This is a genomic window from Streptomyces guryensis (assembly GCF_021261325.1).
Classification (GTDB): domain Bacteria; phylum Actinomycetota; class Actinomycetes; order Streptomycetales; family Streptomycetaceae; genus Streptomyces; species Streptomyces guryensis.
In genome coordinates this window covers 143896-163799 of sequence record NZ_JAJSBI010000022.1, presented here as the reverse complement: position 1 = coordinate 163799, position 19904 = coordinate 143896, and the positions used below count along the sequence as shown (strand labels likewise).

Annotated in this window: 23 protein-coding genes and 1 tRNA gene; 8 read left to right on the top strand and 16 right to left on the bottom strand. The window is 68.7% G+C overall.

From position 1 onward, the window contains the following. Window positions 1–21 precede the first annotated feature (21 nt). Window positions 22–1356, top strand: a complete 1335-nt coding sequence (locus LJ657_RS34500; RefSeq protein WP_232652839.1) for an SGNH/GDSL hydrolase family protein — start codon at window positions 22–24, stop codon at window positions 1354–1356. 175 nt (window positions 1357–1531) lie between these two features. Here the strand turns inward: LJ657_RS34500 and LJ657_RS34495 are convergent, their stop codons facing one another. Genes LJ657_RS34495 through LJ657_RS34480 form a run of 4 tightly spaced genes read right to left on the bottom strand, consistent with a single transcriptional unit; the run spans window position 1532 to window position 5000 of the window. Further along, a complete protein-coding gene (locus LJ657_RS34495) occupies window positions 1532–2347 on the bottom strand; it encodes a DUF1707 SHOCT-like domain-containing protein (RefSeq protein ID WP_232652838.1) in 816 nt (271 codons plus the stop codon). A 33-nt stretch (window positions 2348–2380) separates the two neighbouring features. After that, window positions 2381–3364, bottom strand: a complete 984-nt coding sequence (locus LJ657_RS34490) for an ABC transporter ATP-binding protein (protein ID WP_232652837.1) — start codon at window positions 3362–3364, stop codon at window positions 2381–2383. A 21-nt stretch (window positions 3365–3385) separates the two neighbouring features. Next, a complete protein-coding gene (locus tag LJ657_RS34485) occupies window positions 3386–4150 on the bottom strand; it encodes an ABC transporter permease (protein WP_232652861.1) in 765 nt (254 codons plus the stop codon). A gap of 49 nt (window positions 4151–4199) precedes the next feature. Next, the gene (locus LJ657_RS34480) at window positions 4200–5000 is read right to left on the bottom strand and encodes an ABC transporter permease (RefSeq protein WP_232652836.1); all 801 of its coding nucleotides are present in this window, start codon (window positions 4998–5000) and stop codon (window positions 4200–4202) included. 203 nt (window positions 5001–5203) lie between these two features. On the opposite strand from LJ657_RS34480, the gene LJ657_RS34475 reads away from it, so the two are divergent. Beyond that, window positions 5204–7669, top strand: a complete 2466-nt coding sequence (locus LJ657_RS34475) for a transglycosylase domain-containing protein (RefSeq protein WP_232652835.1) — start codon at window positions 5204–5206, stop codon at window positions 7667–7669. A gap of 131 nt (window positions 7670–7800) precedes the next feature. Here LJ657_RS34475 and LJ657_RS34470 read toward each other — a convergent pair whose 3' ends face one another. After that, complete coding sequence (locus tag LJ657_RS34470; protein WP_030943670.1) at window positions 7801–8157, bottom strand: GroES family chaperonin; 357 nt, start codon at window positions 8155–8157, stop codon at window positions 7801–7803. A 54-nt stretch (window positions 8158–8211) separates the two neighbouring features. After that, window positions 8212–8541, bottom strand: coding sequence for a DUF3618 domain-containing protein (locus LJ657_RS34465; protein ID WP_030943668.1), 330 nt, complete (start codon window positions 8539–8541; stop codon window positions 8212–8214). A gap of 133 nt (window positions 8542–8674) precedes the next feature. Between LJ657_RS34465 and bcp the strand changes: the two genes are divergently transcribed. The 4 genes from bcp to LJ657_RS34445 all read left to right on the top strand — a co-directional run bounded on the left by bcp (window position 8675) and on the right by LJ657_RS34445 (window position 10698). Beyond that, the gene (gene bcp, locus LJ657_RS34460) at window positions 8675–9142 is read left to right on the top strand and encodes a thioredoxin-dependent thiol peroxidase (protein WP_232652834.1); all 468 of its coding nucleotides are present in this window, start codon (window positions 8675–8677) and stop codon (window positions 9140–9142) included. Window positions 9143–9289: 147 nt separating this feature from the next. Continuing rightward, complete coding sequence (locus LJ657_RS34455; RefSeq protein ID WP_232652833.1) at window positions 9290–9931, top strand: HNH endonuclease signature motif containing protein; 642 nt, start codon at window positions 9290–9292, stop codon at window positions 9929–9931. Beyond that, the gene (locus LJ657_RS34450; protein WP_232652832.1) at window positions 9928–10608 is read left to right on the top strand and encodes an HNH endonuclease; all 681 of its coding nucleotides are present in this window, start codon (window positions 9928–9930) and stop codon (window positions 10606–10608) included. Before LJ657_RS34455 ends, LJ657_RS34450 begins: the two co-directional genes overlap by 4 nt. Before the next feature lie 15 nt (window positions 10609–10623). Next, window positions 10624–10698: transfer RNA gene (locus tag LJ657_RS34445), tRNA-Leu, on the top strand. A gap of 53 nt (window positions 10699–10751) precedes the next feature. Here LJ657_RS34445 and rdgB read toward each other — a convergent pair. The 4 genes from rdgB to LJ657_RS34425 form a co-directional block, all read right to left on the bottom strand. Next, entirely contained in the window at window positions 10752–11354 is a 603-nt protein-coding gene (gene rdgB / locus LJ657_RS34440) for an RdgB/HAM1 family non-canonical purine NTP pyrophosphatase (protein ID WP_232652831.1), read from the bottom strand. 35 nt (window positions 11355–11389) lie between these two features. Beyond that, complete coding sequence (locus tag LJ657_RS34435; RefSeq protein WP_232652830.1) at window positions 11390–11788, bottom strand: hypothetical protein; 399 nt, start codon at window positions 11786–11788, stop codon at window positions 11390–11392. Window positions 11789–11930: 142 nt separating this feature from the next. Continuing rightward, window positions 11931–12668: a ribonuclease PH gene (rph, locus tag LJ657_RS34430; protein WP_232652829.1), complete on the bottom strand. Its 738-nt coding sequence runs from the start codon at window positions 12666–12668 to the stop codon at window positions 11931–11933. Between the two features lie 104 nt (window positions 12669–12772). Further along, window positions 12773–13006: a PTS sugar transporter subunit IIB gene (locus LJ657_RS34425; protein ID WP_030943649.1), complete on the bottom strand. Its 234-nt coding sequence runs from the start codon at window positions 13004–13006 to the stop codon at window positions 12773–12775. A 262-nt stretch (window positions 13007–13268) separates the two neighbouring features. Here LJ657_RS34425 and LJ657_RS34420 point away from each other — a divergent pair, with 262 nt between their 5' ends. After that, window positions 13269–14534: a PTS transporter subunit EIIC gene (locus tag LJ657_RS34420; RefSeq protein WP_232652828.1), complete on the top strand. Its 1266-nt coding sequence runs from the start codon at window positions 13269–13271 to the stop codon at window positions 14532–14534. 102 nt (window positions 14535–14636) lie between these two features. Here the strand turns inward: LJ657_RS34420 and LJ657_RS34415 are convergent, their stop codons facing one another. Further along, window positions 14637–15389 carry an MBL fold metallo-hydrolase gene (locus LJ657_RS34415; protein WP_232652827.1) on the bottom strand — a complete coding sequence of 251 codons (753 nt, stop codon included), beginning with the start codon at window positions 15387–15389 and terminating at the stop codon, window positions 14637–14639. Window positions 15390–15622: 233 nt separating this feature from the next. Between LJ657_RS34415 and LJ657_RS34410 the strand changes: the two genes are divergently transcribed. Next, window positions 15623–16078, top strand: a complete 456-nt coding sequence (locus tag LJ657_RS34410; RefSeq protein WP_232652826.1) for a type II toxin-antitoxin system PemK/MazF family toxin — start codon at window positions 15623–15625, stop codon at window positions 16076–16078. Window positions 16079–16112: 34 nt separating this feature from the next. Here LJ657_RS34410 and LJ657_RS34405 read toward each other — a convergent pair whose 3' ends face one another. From LJ657_RS34405 to LJ657_RS34390, 5 genes are all read right to left on the bottom strand, one after another. Continuing rightward, window positions 16113–17063 carry a PLP-dependent cysteine synthase family protein gene (locus LJ657_RS34405; RefSeq protein WP_232652825.1) on the bottom strand — a complete coding sequence of 317 codons (951 nt, stop codon included), beginning with the start codon at window positions 17061–17063 and terminating at the stop codon, window positions 16113–16115. 5 nt (window positions 17064–17068) lie between these two features. Next, window positions 17069–17347, bottom strand: a complete 279-nt coding sequence (locus LJ657_RS34400; protein ID WP_232652824.1) for a MoaD/ThiS family protein — start codon at window positions 17345–17347, stop codon at window positions 17069–17071. A 105-nt stretch (window positions 17348–17452) separates the two neighbouring features. Then, the gene (locus LJ657_RS49140) at window positions 17453–17554 is read right to left on the bottom strand and encodes a putative leader peptide (protein ID WP_313904860.1); all 102 of its coding nucleotides are present in this window, start codon (window positions 17552–17554) and stop codon (window positions 17453–17455) included. Between the two features lie 79 nt (window positions 17555–17633). After that, window positions 17634–18056 carry a M67 family metallopeptidase gene (locus tag LJ657_RS34395; RefSeq protein WP_232652823.1) on the bottom strand — a complete coding sequence of 141 codons (423 nt, stop codon included), beginning with the start codon at window positions 18054–18056 and terminating at the stop codon, window positions 17634–17636. 80 nt (window positions 18057–18136) lie between these two features. Further along, complete coding sequence (locus tag LJ657_RS34390) at window positions 18137–19570, bottom strand: amino acid permease (RefSeq protein ID WP_232652822.1); 1434 nt, start codon at window positions 19568–19570, stop codon at window positions 18137–18139. Window positions 19571–19904: the final 334 nt, after the last annotated feature.

Genomic DNA, 19904 nt, shown 5'->3' with positions numbered 1-19904 from the left:
GTCCGAGGAGACCCGCACCGCATGACCAAGCGTCACGGTTATGCCCTGCTTTGCGCGATCATCGCCGTGATCGTGGGCCTTTCGACCGCCATATACGTCGGGGTCGCAGCCGGCGACGGCAGCAACGGCAAGAACACCCTTGACGGGGGCCGCTCCCCGCACAATCCCGCCGCCCCCGCCTCCACCGGCGTCTGGGTCGGCTCCTGGTCGGCGGCCCCGGCCGCCGCCGAGCCCGGCACCGAGACGTTCGGCATGGCGGGCCGCTCGGTCCGCAACGTCGTGCACACGAGCGTGGGCGGTACGAGTGCCCGTATCACCCTCTCCAACCTCTACGGCCAGACCGCGCTGACCGTCACGCACGCCTCGATCGCCGTGGCCGTCGCCTCCGACACCGCGGCTGCGTCCGCGGACACCATGCGACGGCTGACCTTCGGCGGCAGCACCGCGGTCGTCATCCCCGCCGGACAGCAGATCCTCAGCGACGCCGTCCGCATCGTGATCCCGGAAGGCGGCGACGTACTGGTCACCACGTACTCGCCCAGCCCGTCCGGTCCGGTCACCTACCACCCGCACGCCCGCCAGATCTCCTACGTCGCCGAGGGCGACCTCACCGAGGACGTGACCGGCACCGGGTACACCGAGCAGACGCCGTTCTGGCGTTACCTCACCGCGCTGGACGTGCTGAGCAACGAGTCGGACGGCACCGTCGTCGCGTTCGGCGACTCCCTCACCGACGGCATAACGTCCACGCAGAACGCCAACCACCGCTGGACGGACTTCCTTTCGGAACGGCTGCGCACGGCGATCCGGTCCGGCCAGGACCTGCCCCGCTACAGCGTCGTCAACGAGGGCATCAGCGGCAACCAGGTCCTGGCCGACGGCCTGGGCCGCCCCGCCGACAACCCAAGCGGCCTCAGCCGCTTCTCCCGCGACGCCCTCGCCCGTACGAACGTCAAGGTCGTCGTCATCGACCTCGGCGTCAACGACATCCTGCGCAACCCCCGCCTCGCCGACCCGGACAAGATCCTCGACGGTCTGCGCACCCTGGTCCGCGAGGCCCACTCCCACGGCATCAAGGTCATCGGCGCCACCCTGATGCCCTTCCAGGGCCACCGGGGTTACACCCAGGCCCGCGAGGCGGTACGGCAACAGATCAACGCCGAAATCCGCTCCGGCCGCGTCTACGACGCCGTGGTCGACTTCGACAAGGCCATAAGGGACCCCTACGACCTCCGCAGACTCCGCTCCGACTACGACTCCGGCGACCACCTCCACCCGACCGACAAGGGCTTCGCAAGGATGGCCCAGACCTTCGACCTGGAGGAGTTCAAGGGTTCGGCCCCGGCGGAGCTCTAGCCGACCGACACAGCCCGCGGGCAATCGTGCCGCGCAGGGCACTGACGGCGGGGTCGCTTGCCGGCGCTTGCCGGGTGCCGCCTGCGCCCACCCGTGCCGCCCTTAGGCGGCACGATTGCCCGCAGGCTACGCGGGCTGCTCCCCGCCCGGCACGAACCCCAGCCCCACCGCCGGTTCAGTACCCCCCGCCCCGCCGCCGATCCCGGCGCTCCCGATGCCGCTCCCGCCGCTCCTCATGCATCTCCCGCCGCCACTCCCGATGCTCCTCCAGCATCCGGCGGTGATCCGCAAACCCCTCCCCCGGCTGATGCGCGCCCCCGCGCTCCAGCTTCTCCTGCCGCCGTTCCTCCTTGAGCCGCCGCCGCTCCTCCCGAGTCAGCTTCCGCTCAACCCCCACCCCGCCCCAGAAGGCGAACCCGTTCACGATCACCCGGGGCGCCCCGGGCTCCCCCGGCACGCCTTCCTCACTGTGGTCGAAGCCGCCCATGATCCCGATGCCGCGCACCACGACCTCGACTCCCGGCGGCACGATGATGTTCATCCCGCCCATGATCGCAACGCAGTTGATCTCGACCTCATGGTCGGCGAAGTTCGCCTCGCGCAGATCGATCTCCCCGCCGCCCCAGAAGGCGAAGCAGTTGAACACCTTCGGCACGGTCCAGCGCCCCTTGCGCTGGAACCCCGACATCACGGCAACGGCCCAGGACGAGGACCCCTCGCCGCCGACGATCCGCCCGGCCCAACTCCCGCTCCGCACAGGCTCCTTGACCAGCGACACGGGAGGCGGCGGGGTGACCCCGGCGACCGGCAGATCACGGGTGATCGGCGTGAGTTCGCCGTACGTCCGCGCCTTGTAGGCGGCCTCCAGCCGCTCCTCGAACTCCTCCATGTCGAGACGGCCCTCGGCGAGGGCGTCCCGCAGGACCTCGGCAACTCGTTCACGATCGGCGTCGGATGCGCGAAGCTCCGGGACTGCGGCGTCGTCCGTCATACGAATCAGCCTACGAGTTCCCCCGCCGCGCGGCTACGAGACCGCTTTCTCGGTGTGGCCCGGGGTGGAGCCCGCATACATTTTAGCGATCACGTCCTCGATGTCCGGCTCCCGTACCGACAGATCCGCCAGCGGATACTCCGCCGCGATCCGCGCCACCAGCGCCGCCGCCGACTCCCCCGCCGGGAACGCCAGCCACTGCCGCGGCCCCTCCACCTTCACCACCCGCGCGGGCGCCGCGTCGATCGGCGCCGTCTCCCGCTCCAGGTCCACCACCAATGTGCGTTCGCTCTCCCCCACCTCGTGCAGCCCGGCGAGGGCACCGTCGTACATGAGCCGTCCATGGTCGATGACCATCACCCGCGAGCACAACTGCTCGATGTCCTGGAGGTCGTGCGTGGTCAGCAGCACCGTGGTGCCCTGCTCGGCGTTCAACTCCCGCAGGAACCGCCGCACCTTGGCCTTCGAGATGACGTCCAGGCCGATCGTCGGCTCGTCCAGGTACAGCACCTCCGGATCGTGCAGCAGCGCCGCCGCGATGTCCCCGCGCATCCGCTGCCCGAGGGACAGCTGCCGTACCGGGACGTCCAACAGCTCGGCCAGTTCGAGGAGTTCGACGCAGCGGTCGAGGTTCTCGCGGTAACGGGCGTCCGGGATCCGGTACATGCGGTGCATCAGCTTGTACGAGTCGATCAGCGGCAGGTCCCACCACAGCGTCGTACGCTGCCCGAACACCACCCCGATGCGGTGCGCGAGGCGCGTGCGCTCGCGCGACGGGTCGATGCCGGCGACCCGCAGCCGGCCACCGGACGGGGTCAGAATCCCCGTCAGCATCTTGATCGTCGTCGACTTCCCGGCGCCGTTCGGGCCGATGTAGCCGACCATCTCGCCGCGCGCCACCGTGAAGGAGATGCCGTCGACGGCACGCACCTGCCGCCGCTCACGCTTGAGGAAGCCGGTCTTCTTGCGTACGTCGAAGACCTTCTCGACGCGGTCCAGTTCAATGAAGGCGTCCATCGTCACCCTGCCAACTCCCGGCTAGTTCCCCGTACTCCGATACGACCTGAGCCCCGCCCGCCACGCCACACCGGACAGCGCGAGGCACGCCACCGCCACCAGGGGCGGCGCGAAGGCCACCCAGTGCGGCAGACCGAGCGGCATCGGCCGCCCCAGCACATAGGCCGCGGGCAGCCAGGTGACGAAGGCCAGCGGCAGCAGGAACGTCACCCCGCGCACCAGCTCCCTGCCGAACACCGTCGGCGGATACTGCAGCAGCGTCGCACCGCCGTACGTGAACGCGTTCTGCACCTCGGAGGCGTCCTGCGCGACGAACTGGAAGGCCGCGCCCGCCACGAACACCGCGCAGAAGATCCCCGCACCGCTGAGCACCATCACCGGCATCAACAGCGCCTTCAGCGGCGTCCAGTGGATGTCGACGGCGGTCAGCGCATATCCGAGCACCAGCGCGCCCTGCATGATCCGCCCCAGCCGGCGCAGCGCGAAACGGTCTGCCGCGACCTGCGCCAGCACCGGCGCCGGACGCACCAGGAGCGTGTCCAGCGTGCCGTCGCGCACCCGCCGCCCCAGCCGCTCCATCGAGCCGATCGCCAGATCCGCGAAACCGAACGCGACGCTCGACAGGCCGTACAGGAAGGCGACTTCGGGCAGCGGCCAGCCGCCCAGCACCTTCACCCGCGAGAACATCAGCAGGATCCCCACGAAGTCCAGCGCGGTCACCGCGAAGTTCGCGAACGTGGTCATCGCGAAGGACGCCCGGTACGCCATCGTGGAACGGATCCACATCCCGCCGATCAGGCGGTAGGCCCGCAGCCCGTCCACCACCCGGCTCACCTCAGCCACCCTGAACGACCACCCTCCGCGTCGCCACCGACTGCAGCAGCCGCCCGGCCCCCAGCAGCACCACCGCCCACGCACCCTGGAAGGCGAACGTCCTCCACGGATCGGCCTCCCCGAGCAGCACGTCCGCCGGCTTCTGCAGCAGCGCCGACCACGGCAACTCCCGTACGACATCGCCGAGCGCGCCCGGGAACACATTGAGCGGCAGCATCATCCCCGAGCAGAAGAACCCGGCGAGCATGGTCATGTGCGTCATGCCGGTGCCGTCCATCATCCAGAACGTCAACAGAGCGATCAGGTACCGGATACCGAAACCCACCGCCATGGCCAGCACCAGGGTCACCAGGAACGCACCCCAGGTCGCCACATCCCCCGGCAGCGCCACCGGAAAGACCAGCGCACCGAACACGAACGGGATCACACCCCGCCCGAGCAGCTGGAACAGCGCACGCCCCACGTCGGCCGCCAGCCACCACAGTTGAAGATCGGCGGGCCGGTACAGGTCGATCGCGACGTCCCCCGTCCGGATGCGTTCCATCAACTCGCCCTCGACCCCGCCGCCCCCGATCGCCATCGCCGCGAAGATCGCCTGGCCCAGCCACACATAGGTGACGGCCTGCGCCTGGTCGTACCCTCCGAGGTGCGGCTTCTCGTCCCACAGCGCCAGATACGTGTAGACGAGGATCAACCCGAAGACGGTGTTGGTGAACACCCCTGCCGCAGTGGCCGCCCGATACGTCGCGTAACGTCTGAAACCGCCCGCTACGACGGCCACGTACAACCGTCCCGAGCCCACGTAAGTCAACCTCCCGGACCGCCCGACACCGAAGCGCAGGAGCCTAGTCCGCCGGCAGTGACGTACGCCACGCATTTTCCCGAGGGGACGCGTGCCGGGATCCGGGAACGGAACGCATGGTGCGAGAGTCTTCAAGAGGGGGCGCAGAAGGCGTACGAGGGCGTACGGGAACGTACGACGCGAAACAGGAGTCCGTGCACGAGATGAGCGACGAGCCGCAGCCGAAGCAGCCGACCCCGGGGTGGACCCCCAGAGACCCGCAGGCTGCCGACCGGGCGGGCGGCCAGGCGGTCGGCCAGGGCGGCGGTCCGGCGGCCGGTCCAGGGGGCGTCCCCGCAGGCGGTCCCGCAGACGGCAAGAAGCCGAAGCGGCCCAAACGCACCGGCTGGCGCCGGCTCATCCCGACCTGGCGCACGGTGCTCGGCACCTTCGTCATCGGCGTCCTGCTGCTGATCGGCCTGTTCTTCCTCGGCTACTCGCTGGTGAAGATCCCGCCGGCCAACGCCCTCGCCATGAAGCAGGCCAACGTCTACCTGTACGCGGACGGCTCCCAGATCGCCCGCGACGGCGACATCAACCGGGAGAACGTGACGCTCGCCCAGGTCTCCAAGAACGCCCAGCACGCCGTCCTGGCCGCCGAGGACCGCGACTTCTACTCCGAGTCCGCCATCGACCCCAAGGCGATGCTGCGCGCCGCCTGGAACACCGCCACCGGCAAGGGCAAGCAGTCCGGCTCGACAATCACCCAGCAGTACGTCAAGAACTACTACCTCGCGCAGGAGCAGACGCTCACCCGCAAGGCCAGGGAGTTCTTCATCTCGATCAAGCTGGACCGGGAGCAGCCCAAGGACAAGATCCTCGAGGGCTACCTAAACACCAGCTACTTCGGCCGCAACGCCTACGGCATCCAGGCCGCCGCCCAGGCCTACTACGGCCAGAACGCCACCAACCTCGACCCCGCCCACGCCGCCTACCTCGCCGCCCTCGTCAACGCCCCCAGCGAGTACGACGTCGTCGCGCACCCCGAGAACAAGGCCGCGGCCGTCGCCCGCTGGAACTACGTCCTGGACGGCATGGTCAAGAAGGGCTGGCTGACCGAGGCCAAGCGCTCCGGCCTCAAGTTCCCGATGCCGAAGGAACAGACCGTCTCCACCGGCATGTCCGGGCAGCGCGGCTACATCGTCACCGCCATCAGGGACTACCTCACCAAGAACAAGATCGTCACCACGGACGACCTCGAGGCCGGCGGCTACCGCATCACCACCACCCTGCAGAAGAGCAAGCAGAACGCCTTCGTGAAGGCCGTCAACGACAAGTTGATCTCCAAGCTCGACAAGAAGAACAACAAGGTCGACAACTACGTCCGCGCGGGCGGCGCCTCCGTCGACCCGAAGACCGGCAAGGTCGTCGCCATGTACGGCGGCATCGACTACGTCAAGCAGTACACGAACGGCGCGACCCGCGGCGACTTCCAGGTCGGCTCCACCTTCAAGCCCTTCGTCTTCGCCTCCGCCGTCCAGAACCACTCCACGACGCAGGACGACCAGACCATCACCCCGAACACCTACTACGACGGCACCGACAAGCGCCCCGTGCAGGGCTGGTCCGGCGGCAGCTACTCCCCCGCGAACGAGGACGACCGCTCGTACGGCGACATCACCGTGCGCACCGCCACCGACAAGTCCGTCAACTCGGTGTACGCGCAGATGGCCGTGGACGTGGGCCCCGACAAGGTGAAGGACACGGCGGTCGCCCTCGGCATCCCGTCCGACACCCCCGACCTGACCGGCACCCCCTCCATCGCGCTCGGCGTGAACACCGCCAGCGTCCTCGACATGGCCGAGGCCTATGCGACACTCGCCAACCACGGCGAGCACAGCGCGTTCACGATGATCGACTCGATCACCAAGGACGGCAAGGACGTCGTGGAGCTGCCGAAGGACACCACCACGAAGGCCGTCAGCCGCGAGGCCGCCGACACCACCACCTCCATCCTGCAGAGCGTCGTCGACAACGGCACCGCGACCGCGGCCCAGGACGCGGGCCGCCCCGCCGCCGCCAAGACGGGCACCGCGGAGGAGGACACGGCCGCCTGGTTCGCCGGCTACACACCCGATCTCGCGACCGTCGTCTCCGTCATGGGCCAGGACCCGGTCACGGCCGCCCACAAGCCGCTGTACGGCGCGCTGGGCCTGCCCCGCGTCAACGGCGGCGGCCCGCCCGGGGACATCTGGGCGCAGTACACGAAGGACGCCCTGAAGGGGAAGCCGGCGACGGACTTCGACCTCCAGCTCCAGGCGGGCGCCGAAGAGACCCAGCCGCCCGCCACCAGCGAGCCCCCGCAGCAGCCGGGCACGGGCGGCACCACCGGCCCCACGCCCACCACGAACGGCCCGACCAACCAGGGCCAGACCCAGGGCCAGAACAACGGCGGCACGACCAACGGCGGAACCACCACCACGGGCAACCCCACGACCGGCGGCACCACGGGCGGCAACACGACCGGCGGCACGACGGACGGCGGAACCACCACGACGGGCGGGACGACCGGCGACACGACCGACGGCGGGACGACGGCGGGCACGGACACCGGAGGCACGACCGACGGCGGCACGACGGCCGGCACAGACGTGGGTACGTCGGCGGGCACCGGCGGCCCGCCGACCTGACACGCCGAAGAGGGCTGGTGACGACGGTCACCAGCCCTCTTCGCCGCTGTCCTACAGGCGCAGGGCCCTACAGGCGCAGGGCCCTACAGGTGCAAGGTCCTACAGGCGCAGGGCCCTACAGGTGCAAGGTCCTACAGGTACAGGCCCGTGGTGTCCTCGGACCCCTCGAACCGGTCCGCGGCCACAGCATGCAGATCACGCTCACGCATGAGCACATAGGCGACGCCCCGCACCTCCACCTCGGCACGGTCCTCCGGGTCGTACAGAACCCGGTCTCCCGGCTCCACGGTGCGTACGTTCTGGCCCACCGCAACGACCTCGGCCCAGGCCAGCCGACGCCCGACCGCCGCCGTGGCGGGGATCAGAATGCCCCCGCCCGACCGCCGCTCGCCCTCACCGCTCTCCTGCTTGACCAGGACCCGGTCGTGCAGCATCCGGATGGGCAGCTTGTCGTGCTGGGTACTGTGCTCGTTTCTCTTGGCGCTCACGCCTTGAACCTACCTGCCTTCGAGCGGTCCGTGCGCCGCCGGGTCGACGCCCGCTCAGTCCCTGCGCCGCCGGGTGCCGAGCGCGAGCAGCCCCACCAGTCCGACGGCGACGACCGCGACCGGCACGATCCGCTCCAGCCGGGGCGCGCCCTCCTCGTCCACGAACTGCGCCTTCACATCGCTCACGACCTTGTTGACCCCGACGTACGCCCGCCCCAGGGTCTGGTCGATGTTCGACACGACCTTGGCCTTGGCATCCCCGACGATCGTCTTCGGATGCACCCGCACCCCGATCTCGTCGAGGGTCTCGGCCAGCACTTCGCGGCGGCGCCTGATGTCCGCCTCGATCTGCGCCGGGGTTCTGGTGTCCGACGTGTCCGCCACCGTGGGGCCTCCGAAGTCGCCTGATGCCTGCTGCTGATACCTGCTGGTGATACCTGTTGCCACTACTTGTTCCGGACAGTCTGTCAGCTCCGCCCGCCCCTGCGCTGTCAGGACCCCCGGTTACGCTGGTCCGATGAGCGAGCGACTCCAGCCGGGGGACGTGGCCCCCGACTTCACCCTCCCCGACGCCGACGGCAACGACGTGTCCCTCTCGGCCCACAAGGGCCGCAAGGTGATCGTCTACTTCTACCCCGCGGCCCTGACGCCCGGCTGCACCAAGCAGGCCTGCGACTTCACGGACAACCTGGAACTCCTGGCCGGCGCCGGCTACGACGTCATCGGCGTCTCCCCGGACAAGCCGGAGAAGCTGGCGAGGTTCCGCGAGAAGGAGTCCCTGAAGATCACGCTGGCGGCCGACCCGGAGAAGACGGTCACCGAGGCGTACGGCGCCTACGGCGAGAAGAAGAACTACGGCAAGACGTACCTGGGCGTCATCCGCTCCACGGTGATCGTGGACGAGGAGGGCAAGGTCGAGCGCGCGCTGTACAACGTCCGCGCGACGGGCCACGTGGCGAAGATCATCAAGGACCTGGGGATCTGAGGAGCCGAGGCTCCGTTTCTGCTGCTTGAGCGGCTCGCGCCGGGATGACCCGGTGCGAGCCGCTCTACGTTTCGGGCGTGACTGTCGGATGAGCTGTTCGTTACTCCGTACGGGCTGCGAACGTGTGGCCGGAACGGAGGGAACTTGATGGGGGCCAGCGCGTACACCAAGGAGCGGCTGGAGGAGGCGGCTCGGGGGGCGCGGACGTTGTCCGAGGCGTGCGGGAGGTTGGGGGTGGATCCGGGGAGTTCTACGCGGAGGTATGTCTTAGAGCGGATGAAGAAGCTGGGGGTGGACACCTCGCACTTCGAGCGCGAAGGGGTCAAGTGGACGCGGGAGATCCTGCAGGGGGCGGTCTCGGCATCGACGAACATGTGCGAGGTACTACGGCATCTGGGACTTGAGGTCGTCGGCGGGCATCACACTCACATCAGTCGGCGGATCAAGGCGTACGACATCGACACCTCGCACTTTCAGGTGCCGACCCGACGCGGCAAAGCGTGGCGCCCCCGGACACCTGAGGGGCTACTCGTCGAGCAGCCCGTCGGCCAGGCTCGGCGCATCCCTAGCGATCGGCTCAAGTGGGCGATGACGGCCCTGGGGACGCAAGAACGGTGCGCCCAATGCGGGACGGAAGCGGTCTGGCGAGGGCATCCGCTCCCGTTGGAGGTCGACCACATCAACGGCAACTGGCGCGACAACCGCATCGAGAACCTGCGGTTCCTGTGCCCCAACTGCCACTCAACAACGGATAGTTACCGGGGACGCGGCAAAGGCAGGACTCCATGAGCAGCGGCGTACAGTACACCCGGGAACGGCTTGCAGAAGCCGCCGCGCAGTGTTCGGACATCGACGAAGTCATCGCCTTCTTCTGCACTCGGCCATACGGCCAACTGCGCCGTCATCTCTTCCGGCGCTTCGACCACTTCGGAATCGACGTCTCGCACATGCCCCGCCAGAGGCGAGCGAGCGGAGTGCCCGCCAGACCAGCAGCCGACGAGTTGCGCCGAGCGGTCGCAGGAGCAACGTCCATCGCCGATACGCTGCGCGCCCTGGGGATGAAGCCCTACAACAGCAGGTTGCGCGCTCAGCTCCGATGCTGGGTGAACGAGGTCGGCCTCGACACCACCCACTTCCTTGGACAGGCCCATCAACGCGGTGGGCCAGGCACCACACCGCTCAGGCGCGCCGAGGACATCCTGATCCAGCATGACGGCCAGCGCCGGACCAGGACCCATCTGCTCCGCCGGGCACTCTTGGAGGTGGGCGTACCCGAGGAGTGCGCCGAATGCGGAACAGGTCCCGAGTGGCTCGGCAAGCCCATGACCCTGGAGGTCGATCACGCCAACGGGGACTGGAGCGACGACCGGCGGGAGAACCTGCGGCTGCTGTGTCCCAACTGCCATGCGATCACGAGCACCTGGTGCAGGGGAGGTAAACAGCGAGCGGTGCCCAGCGCCCAGTAGAGTAGGCAGCGCTGCGGGCCCGTATCCCAGCTGGCAAGAGGATGCCGGTTTAGATCCGGTATGTCGTGGGTTCGAGTCCCACCGGGCCCACAGGAGAAAGGAGCCCGACGCCTTTGAATCCAAGGCGTCGGGCCCTGTCGCTATCAGCCCAACAACTCCCGCACCACCGGCACAAGTGCCCTGAACGCCTTCCCCCGATGGCTGATCGCGTTCTTCTCCTCCGCACTCAGCTCCGCGCAAGTCCGCGACTCCCCCTCCGGCTGCAGAACCGGGTCGTACCCGAACCCGTTCGTGCCCACCGGCGTGTGTCGCAGTACCCCCCGCAGCTGTCCCTCGACCACCCGCTCCCGCCCGTCCGGCAGTGCCAGTGCCGCCGCGCACGCGAAGTGTGCGCCCCGGTGTTCGTCGGCGATGTCGGCCAGCTGGGCCAGCAGCAGCTCGAGGTTGGCCTTGTCGTCCCCATGGCGGCCCGCCCAGCGGGCCGAGAAGATGCCCGGGGCGCCGTTCAGGACGTCGACGCAGAGGCCGGAGTCGTCGGCGACGGCGGGGAGGCCGGTGGCCTGGGCCAGGGCGTGGGCCTTCAGGAGGGCGTTCTCGGCGAACGTCACGCCTGTTTCCTTGACGTCGGGGACGTCCGGGTAGGCCTCCGCGCCGACCAGCTCGTGGCTGAGGCCTGCGTCCGTGAGGATGGCCCTCAGTTCGGTGATCTTTCCGGCGTTGCGGGTGGCGAGGATCAAGCGCGTCATGGGGACCAGTATTCCGGTTCCCGGCCGCCGGTCTCCTACGAGGTGCAGACCTTGGTGAGTTCGCCCGCCGCGTCGGTGACCGGGCTGACGTCCGGGGTCTTGTCGCCGTTCTTGATGGCGGTGCGGACGTTCGAGACGGCCTTGTTGAGGTCGTCGACCGCCTTGTTGACGTCGGCGTTGTCGGTCTTGTCGCCGATCTTGTCGAGGTTCTTGTCGATGGAGGCGAGGGACTGGTCGAGCTGGGTCGGGTCGTTGGAGGCGTTTTCGACGGCCTGCTGGAGGTTGGTGACGTTGTCGGCGATGGTGTCGGCGGTCTGGACGCAGTCCAGGGCCTTGTTGACGGCGTCGCAGCCGGTGGTGAGGCCTGCGGTCAGCCCTATGGCTGCCAGTGCTGCGATGGTGGTCGTGATGCGGCGGCCTCGGCTCGCGGCCATGACTGTGGTCCCTCCGTCGTCCAGGCCCGTGGGCCCCCCGTACTGGTCGGGCGCACGGTGGTGTGCCGTGCGCCCGCTTTCGTAGGGACGCCGGGACGGGCGGCGTGGTTGCCCGGGGCCGCCGTTCCGCTTGATGCGTCCTTTACTTTTCGAGGACCGTATCAAGTGCCTTGCGCTGAAGGACAGTGAGTTCCTCGCAGCCCGAAACCGCCAGGTCCAGAAGGGAGTTGAGCTCTTCGCGGGCGAACGGCTCGGCTTCGGCGGTGCCCTGGACCTCGACGAAGCGGCCGTCGCCGGTGCAGACGACGTTCATGTCGGTGTCGGCCCTGACGTCTTCCTCGTAGCGGAGGTCGAGGAGGGGGACGCCGCCGACGATGCCGACGGAGACCGCCGAGACGGTGCCGGTGAGCGGCTGTCGGCCGGCCTTGATCAGCTTCTTGCCCTGGGCCCAGGCGACGGCGTCGGCGAGTGCCACGTACGCGCCTGTGATCGCGGCCGTACGTGTGCCGCCGTCGGCCTGCAGTACGTCGCAGTCGAGGACGATGGTGTTCTCGCCGAGTGCCTTGTAGTCGATGACCGCGCGCAGGGAGCGGCCGATGAGGCGGCTGATCTCGTGGGTGCGGCCGCCGATCTTGCCGCGTACGGATTCGCGGTCGCCGCGGGTGTTGGTGGCGCGGGGCAGCATGGAGTACTCGGCGGTGACCCAGCCCTCGCCGCTGCCCTTGCGCCAGCGGGGGACGCCTTCGGTGACGGAGGCGGTGCAGAAGACCTTGGTGTCGCCGAAGGCGATGAGGACGGAGCCTTCGGCGTGCTTGCTCCAGCCGCGTTCGATGGTGATCGGGCGGAGTTGTTCGGGGGTGCGGCCGTCGATTCGAGACATGGCGACGAGCCTAGCCGTACATGCGGGAGGGGCCCCTCCCGCGGTGGGAAGGGGCCCCGGCGAGTGAGGGCCGGCCAGGGGCCGTGGCTCATCTCACGTCCGTCTCACATCATGTCTTCTATCTCCGCGGCGATGGGGTCGGCGTCGGTGCCGATGACGACCTGGATCGCGGTGCCCATCTTGACGACGCCGTGGGCGCCTGCGGCTTTGAGGGCGGTTTCGTCGACCAGTGAGGCGTCGCTGACCTCGGTGCGCAGCCGAGTGATGCAGCCTTCGATCTCCTCGATGTTGTCGATGCCGCCGAGCCCGGCAACGATCTTCTCAGCCTTGCTGGCCATGTCAGTCTCCTCACGCGCGGTTGGCTATCGCCGGTAGCTGGTCTACACCACCCGGGAGGTGGTCGCCAACCTGGGGTCGTGCTTCGCCGCCGGGGCCTGACTGGCCACCAGAAAACAGCGGGTTCCTTATCCGGCCTTCACCGTGCTACAACAGGTCTACACCACAGGTCTAAACCACTGAGCGTTCCACAATGGTTCGGACCAGCGACGCCGCCGTCCCTTCCCCTGTCCCCGGGCGGCGCTCTGCCCCCTGGAGGAACTTGTGACCACGGCCAGCGCCGCTCCCGCGGCCGAGAAGAAGAAGGGCCCCGGCGCGATGGCTGTGCTCCAGCGTATCGGCCGCAGCCTGATGCTCCCGGTGGCTGTCCTGCCCGCCGCCGCCCTCCTGGTGCGGCTGGGCAACACGGACATGCTGGGGCGCCCGTCCTTCCCCACGTTCCTCACGAAGATCGCGGGGTTCATGGCGGCGGGGGGCAACGCGATCCTCGACAACATGGCGCTGCTGTTCGCCGTGGGCATCGCGATCGGCTTCGCGAAGAAGTCGGACGGCTCGACGGCGCTGGCCGCGGTCGTCGGCTACCTGGTCTTCAAGAACGTGCTGGGCACGTTCACGGACAAGAACCTGCCGAAGGTGGCCACGGCCGTCGACGGCAAGGTCGTCATGGTGAACGCGCCGGTCGACGCCAAGGTGCTCGGCGGCGTGGTGATGGGTCTCGTTGTCGCGCTGCTCTACCAGCGCTTCTACCGCACGAAGCTGCCGGACTGGGCGGGCTTCTTCGGCGGCCGCCGGCTCGTACCGATCCTGTCGGCCTTCGCGGGCCTGGTCATCGGCATCGTCTTCGGCTACATCTGGCCGGTCCTGGGCACGGGTCTGCACAGCTTCGGTGAGTGGCTGGTCGGTTCGGGCGCGGTCGGCGCGGGCATCTTCGGTGTCGCCAACCGTGCGTTGATCCCGATCGGCATGCACCACCTGCTGAACTCGTTCCCGTGGTTCCAGGCGGGCGACTACCACGGCAAGAGCGGTGACATCGCGCGCTTCCTGGCCGGCGACCCGTCCGCGGGTCAGTTCATGACCGGCTTCTTCCCGATCATGATGTTCGGTCTGCCGGCGGCCTGTCTCGCGATCGTGCACTGCGCCCGTCCGGAGCGCCGCAAGGTGGTCGGCGGCATGATGTTCTCGATCGCGCTGACGTCGTTCGTGACGGGTGTGACCGAGCCGATCGAGTTCACGTTCATGTTCATCGCGCCGGTCCTGTACGCCATCCACGCGGTCCTCACGGGTGTCTCGCTGGCGCTGACGTGGGCGCTGGGCATGAAGGACGGCTTCGGCTTCTCGGCGGGCGTGGTGGACTTCGGCCTGAACTGGGGCATCGCGACCAACCCGCTGGGGCTGATCCTGGTGGGCCTGTGCTTCGCGGTGGTCTACTACGTGGTCTTCCGTTTCGCGATCATCAGGTTCAACCTGCCGACGCCGGGCCGCGAGTCCGACGAGGAACTGGCGGAACTGCAGAAGGCGGAGGCCAAGTAGCCCCGCTCCACCGTGTACGAAGGCTCCCGGCACCCCTGGTTCCGGGAGCCTTCCGCATGTTCGGTGCGACTGGATCTCGTAGCTCTGGAGCTCGTAGCTCTACTAGATCTCGTACGTCTGCCTCGGCGCCGCCAGGGCCACCGGGCCGTCGAAGACCGCCTGGGCGTCGGCGAGGTTGACCTGCGGGTCGGTCCACGGCGGGATGTGGGTCAGGACCAGGCGCCGGGCACCCGCCCGGGCCGCCGTCTCGCCCGCCTCGCGGCCGTTGAGGTGCAGGTCGGGGATGCTCTCCTTGCCGTGCGTGAACGCGGCCTCGCAGAGGAACAGGTCGGTGTCGCGGGCGAGTTCGTCGAGTACGGGGGTGATACCGGAGTCGCCGGAGTACGTCAGGGACGTCCCGCCGTGTTCGATGCGGATGGCGTACGCCTCCACGGGATGGGCCACGCGTTCCGTGTGCACCGTGAACGGGCCGATCTCGAACGTGGACGGCTTGACCGTGTGGAAGTCGAAGACCTCGCTCATGGAGGAGGCGGTGGGGGTGTCGGCGTAGGCGGTGGTGAGCCGGTGCTCGGTGCCCTCGGGTCCGTAGACCGGGATGGGGTCGCAGCGGCCGCCGTCGTGCCGGTAGTAGCGCGCCACGAAGTAGGCGCACATGTCGATGCAGTGGTCGGCGTGCAGATGGCTGAGGAAGATCGCGTCGAGGTCGTAGAGACCGCAGTGGCGCTGCAGCTCGCCAAGGGCACCGTTGCCCATGTCGAGAAGCAGCCGGAAGCCGTCGGCCTCTACGAGGTAGCTCGAGCAGGCCGATTCCGCGGACGGGAACGACCCCGAGCAACCGACGACGGTGAGCTTCATGTAGCAGAAACCTCCGCTGGCGGGAACTTTTCCGGGAAGGAGACGGGGGTCGTGCGGTGCGTCGAGCGTAAGGCGCAAAAGGTCGGGTCGCTCCTCAAGCAAGGGCTGTTGTGGGCGAACTCACCTGTGGTGTCACCGGTTCGGCTGGAAGCGGGGCGGGTGAGGCGCGAGGGAGCGGGCACGGGTTGCGCAGAGGGCGCGCGTGGCCAATCGTGCGCCGGTAACGTCTTCATATGGACACGTCATGGTGGCTCGCGCTCGTCGCGGTGATACTGCTCGCGCTGGTCGCCACGCTCGTCGACGGCTGGGGGCGGGGGCGGCGGCCCGGAGGGCGCCGGACGCGGCCGCCGGGCCGGCCGGGGGCGCGGGGTGGGGGCGGGCGGCCCAAGCCCGCGGAGATCTGGTGGGCGAACGTTCCCTACGAGGACAGGCCGGGCAACAAGGACCGGCCCTGTCTGGTGCTGGTGGTGCACGGGGAGCGGGCGACCGTCGCGAAGATCACCAGCAAGTACCACGACGAGCGGGCCGGGGTGATCCCGTTGCCTCCTGGCGCCGTCGGCGATGCGCAGGGGCGCGCGAGCTTCCTGGAGACGGACGAGCTGCGCGAGGTGCCGGTGTGGGAGTTCCGGCGGCGGGTGGGTGTGGTGGACCCGGTCCTGTGGGACCAGGTCCGTCACCTGGCGACGTGAGCCCGTCGAGCAGGTTCACGAGAGTCACGAGGGACTACGCCCAGAGCTGGCCGTGCAGCGTCTCGATCGCTTCCTCCGTCGTGGCCGCCGTGTAGACGCCCGTCGACAGGTACTTCCAGCCGCCGTCGGCCACGACGAACACGATGTCCGCGCTTTCGCCGGCCTTGACCGCCTTGTTGCCGACGCCGATCGCCGCGTGCAGGGCCGCGCCGGTGGAGACGCCCGCGAAGATGCCCTCCTGCTGGAGGAGTTCACGGGTGCGGGTGACGGCGTCCGCCGAGCCGACGGAGAAGCGGGTGGTCAGGACGGAGGCGTCGTAGAGCTCCGGTACGAAGCCCTCGTCGAGGTTCCTGAGCCCGTACACCAGGTCGTCGTAGCGCGGTTCGGCGGCGACGATCCTGACGTCCGGCTTGTTCTCGCGCAGGAAGCGGCCGACGCCCATCAGCGTCCCCGTCGTGCCCAGGCCCGCCACGAAGTGGGTGATCGAGGGGAGGTCTGCGAGGATCTCGGGGCCGGTCGTCGCGTAGTGCGCGCCCGCGTTGTCCGGGTTGCCGTACTGGTAGAGCATCACCCAGTCCGGGTGCTCGGCCGAGAGTTCCTTGGCCACCCGGACCGCGGTGTTGGAGCCGCCCGCCGCCGGGGAGGAGATGATCTCCGCGCCCCACATGCCGAGCAGGTCGCGGCGCTCCTGCGAGGTGTTCTCGGGCATCACGCACACGATGCGGTAGCCCTTGAGCTTCGCGGCCATGGCGAGCGAGATGCCGGTGTTGCCGCTCGTCGGCTCCAGGATCGTGCAGCCCGGGGTCAGGCGGCCGTCCTTCTCCGCCTGTTCGATCATGTGCAGGGCCGGGCGGTCCTTGACCGAGCCGGTGGGGTTGCGGTCCTCCAGCTTGGCCCAGATGCGGACGTCCTCGGACGGCGACAACCGCGGCAGGCGCACCAGAGGGGTGTTGCCCACCGCGGCCAGCGGGGAGTCGTAGCGCATGCGGATCAGGCCATGCCGCCGGCCACGGCCGGCAGGATCGTGACGTTGTCGCCGTCGGCGAGCTTGGTGTTGATGCCCTCGAGGAAGCGGACGTCCTCGTCGTTCAGGTAGACGTTGACGAAGCGGCGCAGTTCGCCGTTGTCCACGATGCGGGCCTGGATGCCCGCATGCCGGGTCTCGAGGTCGGCGAAGAGCTCGCTGAGGGTGTCCCCGTTGCCCTCCACCGCCTTCTGGCCGTCGGTGTAGGTGCGAAGGATGGTGGGGATGCGGACCTCGATGGCCATGGCTCAGGGCTCCTGTCGGGAGTAGTCAGTCGGTGGGCGCGCGGCAGCGCAGTACAGCATGTGGTGCGTGAGGCGCCGCGGCTCACGGCCGTACGGCGGCAGGAATCAGCGCGTACAGATGGCGCTCTGCAGCCTGCACAGGTCGACGTGCAGCCGCGCCACGAGCAGCATGCCCGGCGTCTTGTCGCTCACGTCGTGGGAAACCATGGGGTCATCGTATCGATTCCCGGTCGGGGTCCCGGAGTGTCATCTTGCATGCTGGACGAATTCTGACCGAGCCGCGAGATCAGTAGGCCTCTACGACCCTGACCTCCTCCTCCGTGACCTCGCCCTCCACGATCCGGTACGAGCGGAACTGGAATTCGCCGAGGCCGTCGGTGTCCGCGGTGGAGACCAGGACGTAGTGGGCGCCGGGCTCGTTGGCGTAGGAGATGTCGGTGCGGGACGGGTAGGCCTCGGTCGCGGTGTGGGAGTGGTAGACGACCACCGGCTCCTCGTCGCGGTCGTCCATCTCGCGGTAGAGCTTGAGCAGGTCGCCGGAGTCGAACTCGTAGAACGTGGGTGACATGGCCGCGTTCAGCATCGGGATGAACCGCTCGGGGCGGTCGGAGCCGGCCGGGCCCGCGACGACGCCGCACGCCTCGTCGGGGTGGTCCTTGCGCGCGTGGGCGACGATCTGGTCGACGAGGGCCTGGGTGATGGTCAGCATGTTCGCCAGGATAAGCAGAGGGCCGTCCCGTACCGATGGGTGGTACGGGACGGCCCGGATGCCGAACGGTGGGGCCGGGGTCAGCCGACCTTCTCCAGCTCCGGCTCGCGGCGCCGGGTGACCTCCGGGTTGCTCGCCTTGAGGATCGCCCAGCCGATGCCGAGAAGGACCGCCCAGCCGGCCATCACGTAGAGGCAGATGCGGGAGTCGGCGTCGTAGGCGATCAGGCCGGTGACGAAGAGCAGGAACACGATGGCGATGTACGAGCACACCGCGCCGCCCGGCGCCGGGAAGGACGAGGCGGGCAGCCGGCCCGCGACGACCGCGCGGCGGTAGAGGACGTGGCTGATCAGGATCATCAGCCAGGTCCAGATGCCGGCCGCGGTGGCCACCGAGGTGACGTAGCCGAACGCCTTCTCCGGGACGATGTAGTTGAGGACCACGCCGATGCCCATGAAGGCGACGGAGACGGTGATGCCGAGGGCCGGGGTCTTGGAGGCGGACAGCCTGGAGAAGGCGCGCGGGGCCTCGCCGTTGTCGGCGAGCGTGCGCAGCATGCGGCCGGTGGAGTACATGCCCGAGTTGCAGGAGGACAGGGCCGCGGTCAGGACGACGAAGTTGACGATGCCCGCACCGGCCGGGATGCCGATCAGCGCGAACGCCTTCACGAAGGGGCTGACGCCGTCGGCGAACTCGGTCCACTTGACGACGCAGAGGATGACGGTGAGCGCGCCGACGTAGAACAGCGCGATGCGCCAGGGCAGGGTGTTGATCGCCTTGGGGAGGGTCTTCTCCGGGTTCTCGGACTCGCCGGCCGTGACGCCGACCAGCTCGACGGCGAGGTAGGCGAACATGACGCCCTGCAGGGTCATCAGGGACGAGCCGACGCCCTTGGGGAAGAAGCCGTCGAACTGCCAGAGGTTGGCCACGGAGGCGGTGTCGCCGGCGGCGCTGAACCCGAAGGTGAGGACGCCGAGGCCGATCACGATCATGCCGATCAGGGCGGTGACCTTGACCATCGAGAACCAGAACTCCAGCTCGCCGAAGAGCTTCACGGAGATCAGGTTGACCCCGAAGAGGATCACCAGGAAGACCAGGGCGGTCGTCCATTGCGGGATGTGCGGGAACCAGTAGTGGACGTAGATCGCGGCGGCCGTCAGCTCGGCCATGCCGGTCACGACCCACATGAGCCAGTACGTCCAGGCGGTGAAGTAGCCGAAGAACGGGCCGAGGAACTCGCGGGAGTACTCCGCGAAGGAGCCCGAGACGGGGCGGTAGAGGAGCAGCTCGCCGAGCGCCCGCATGATGAAGAAGATGATCACGCCCGCGAGGGCGTACATGAAGATGAGGCTGGGGCCGGCCTTGGCGATGTTCGCCCCGGCGCCCAGGAAGAGGCCGACGCCGATGGCGCCGCCGATCGCGATCATCTGGACCTGGCGGCTGCCGAGTCCGCGCTCGTACCCCTCTTCGGCCCCGTCGGGGGCGTTGTCCGTACCGACCTGAGCGGAGGTCATGTGGTGGTGCGCCTTTCTCCATTCCGACCCCGGGCCTCTCGTCGGCCCCGGATCGGGTCTCGATCCCCCCGGATAGATGGAGCTGGGCGGGTTCTTGCGGACCCGCCCGTGCCTGGCCGGCGATCCGCCGGCTCGGTGGCGCACCCGGCCGAACATGGGTGGTGTTCGCCGGGCGGTCGTGAAGATTTATCACGGCCGCAATATTGATCGTCCGAGCGAGATGTGGCGCACGCCACAGGGAGAACCGGACAAAGGCCACCCCACGGGCGCATAGAAGGCGACCTTGGTGACCTCATCGTTATCCGGATTTGAGCGTCCTCTGAGCGAACACAAA

Excerpts from the sequence above, each read along its gene's own strand:
- LJ657_RS34500 (WP_232652839.1), top strand. The coding sequence starts at position 22 with ATGACCAAGCGTCACGGTTATGCCCTGCTTTGCGCGATCATCGCCGTG.
- LJ657_RS34495 (WP_232652838.1), bottom strand. The coding sequence starts at position 2,347 with ATGACGGACGACGCCGCAGTCCCGGAGCTTCGCGCATCCGACGCCGAT.
- LJ657_RS34490 (WP_232652837.1), bottom strand. The coding sequence starts at position 3,364 with ATGGACGCCTTCATTGAACTGGACCGCGTCGAGAAGGTCTTCGACGTA.
- LJ657_RS34485 (WP_232652861.1), bottom strand. The coding sequence starts at position 4,150 with ATGTGGATCCGTTCCACGATGGCGTACCGGGCGTCCTTCGCGATGACC.
- LJ657_RS34475 (WP_232652835.1), top strand. The coding sequence starts at position 5,204 with ATGAGCGACGAGCCGCAGCCGAAGCAGCCGACCCCGGGGTGGACCCCC.
- bcp (WP_232652834.1), top strand. The coding sequence starts at position 8,675 with ATGAGCGAGCGACTCCAGCCGGGGGACGTGGCCCCCGACTTCACCCTC.
- LJ657_RS34455 (WP_232652833.1), top strand. The coding sequence starts at position 9,290 with ATGGGGGCCAGCGCGTACACCAAGGAGCGGCTGGAGGAGGCGGCTCGG.
- LJ657_RS34450 (WP_232652832.1), top strand. The coding sequence starts at position 9,928 with ATGAGCAGCGGCGTACAGTACACCCGGGAACGGCTTGCAGAAGCCGCC.
- rdgB (WP_232652831.1), bottom strand. The coding sequence starts at position 11,354 with ATGACGCGCTTGATCCTCGCCACCCGCAACGCCGGAAAGATCACCGAA.
- LJ657_RS34435 (WP_232652830.1), bottom strand. The coding sequence starts at position 11,788 with ATGGCCGCGAGCCGAGGCCGCCGCATCACGACCACCATCGCAGCACTG.
- rph (WP_232652829.1), bottom strand. The coding sequence starts at position 12,668 with ATGTCTCGAATCGACGGCCGCACCCCCGAACAACTCCGCCCGATCACC.
- LJ657_RS34425 (WP_030943649.1), bottom strand. The coding sequence starts at position 13,006 with ATGGCCAGCAAGGCTGAGAAGATCGTTGCCGGGCTCGGCGGCATCGAC.
- LJ657_RS34415 (WP_232652827.1), bottom strand. The coding sequence starts at position 15,389 with ATGAAGCTCACCGTCGTCGGTTGCTCGGGGTCGTTCCCGTCCGCGGAA.
- LJ657_RS34410 (WP_232652826.1), top strand. The coding sequence starts at position 15,623 with ATGGACACGTCATGGTGGCTCGCGCTCGTCGCGGTGATACTGCTCGCG.
- LJ657_RS34405 (WP_232652825.1), bottom strand. The coding sequence starts at position 17,063 with ATGCGCTACGACTCCCCGCTGGCCGCGGTGGGCAACACCCCTCTGGTG.
- LJ657_RS34400 (WP_232652824.1), bottom strand. The coding sequence starts at position 17,347 with ATGGCCATCGAGGTCCGCATCCCCACCATCCTTCGCACCTACACCGAC.
- LJ657_RS49140 (WP_313904860.1), bottom strand. The coding sequence starts at position 17,554 with ATGGTTTCCCACGACGTGAGCGACAAGACGCCGGGCATGCTGCTCGTG.
- LJ657_RS34395 (WP_232652823.1), bottom strand. The coding sequence starts at position 18,056 with ATGCTGACCATCACCCAGGCCCTCGTCGACCAGATCGTCGCCCACGCG.
- LJ657_RS34390 (WP_232652822.1), bottom strand. The coding sequence starts at position 19,570 with ATGACCTCCGCTCAGGTCGGTACGGACAACGCCCCCGACGGGGCCGAA.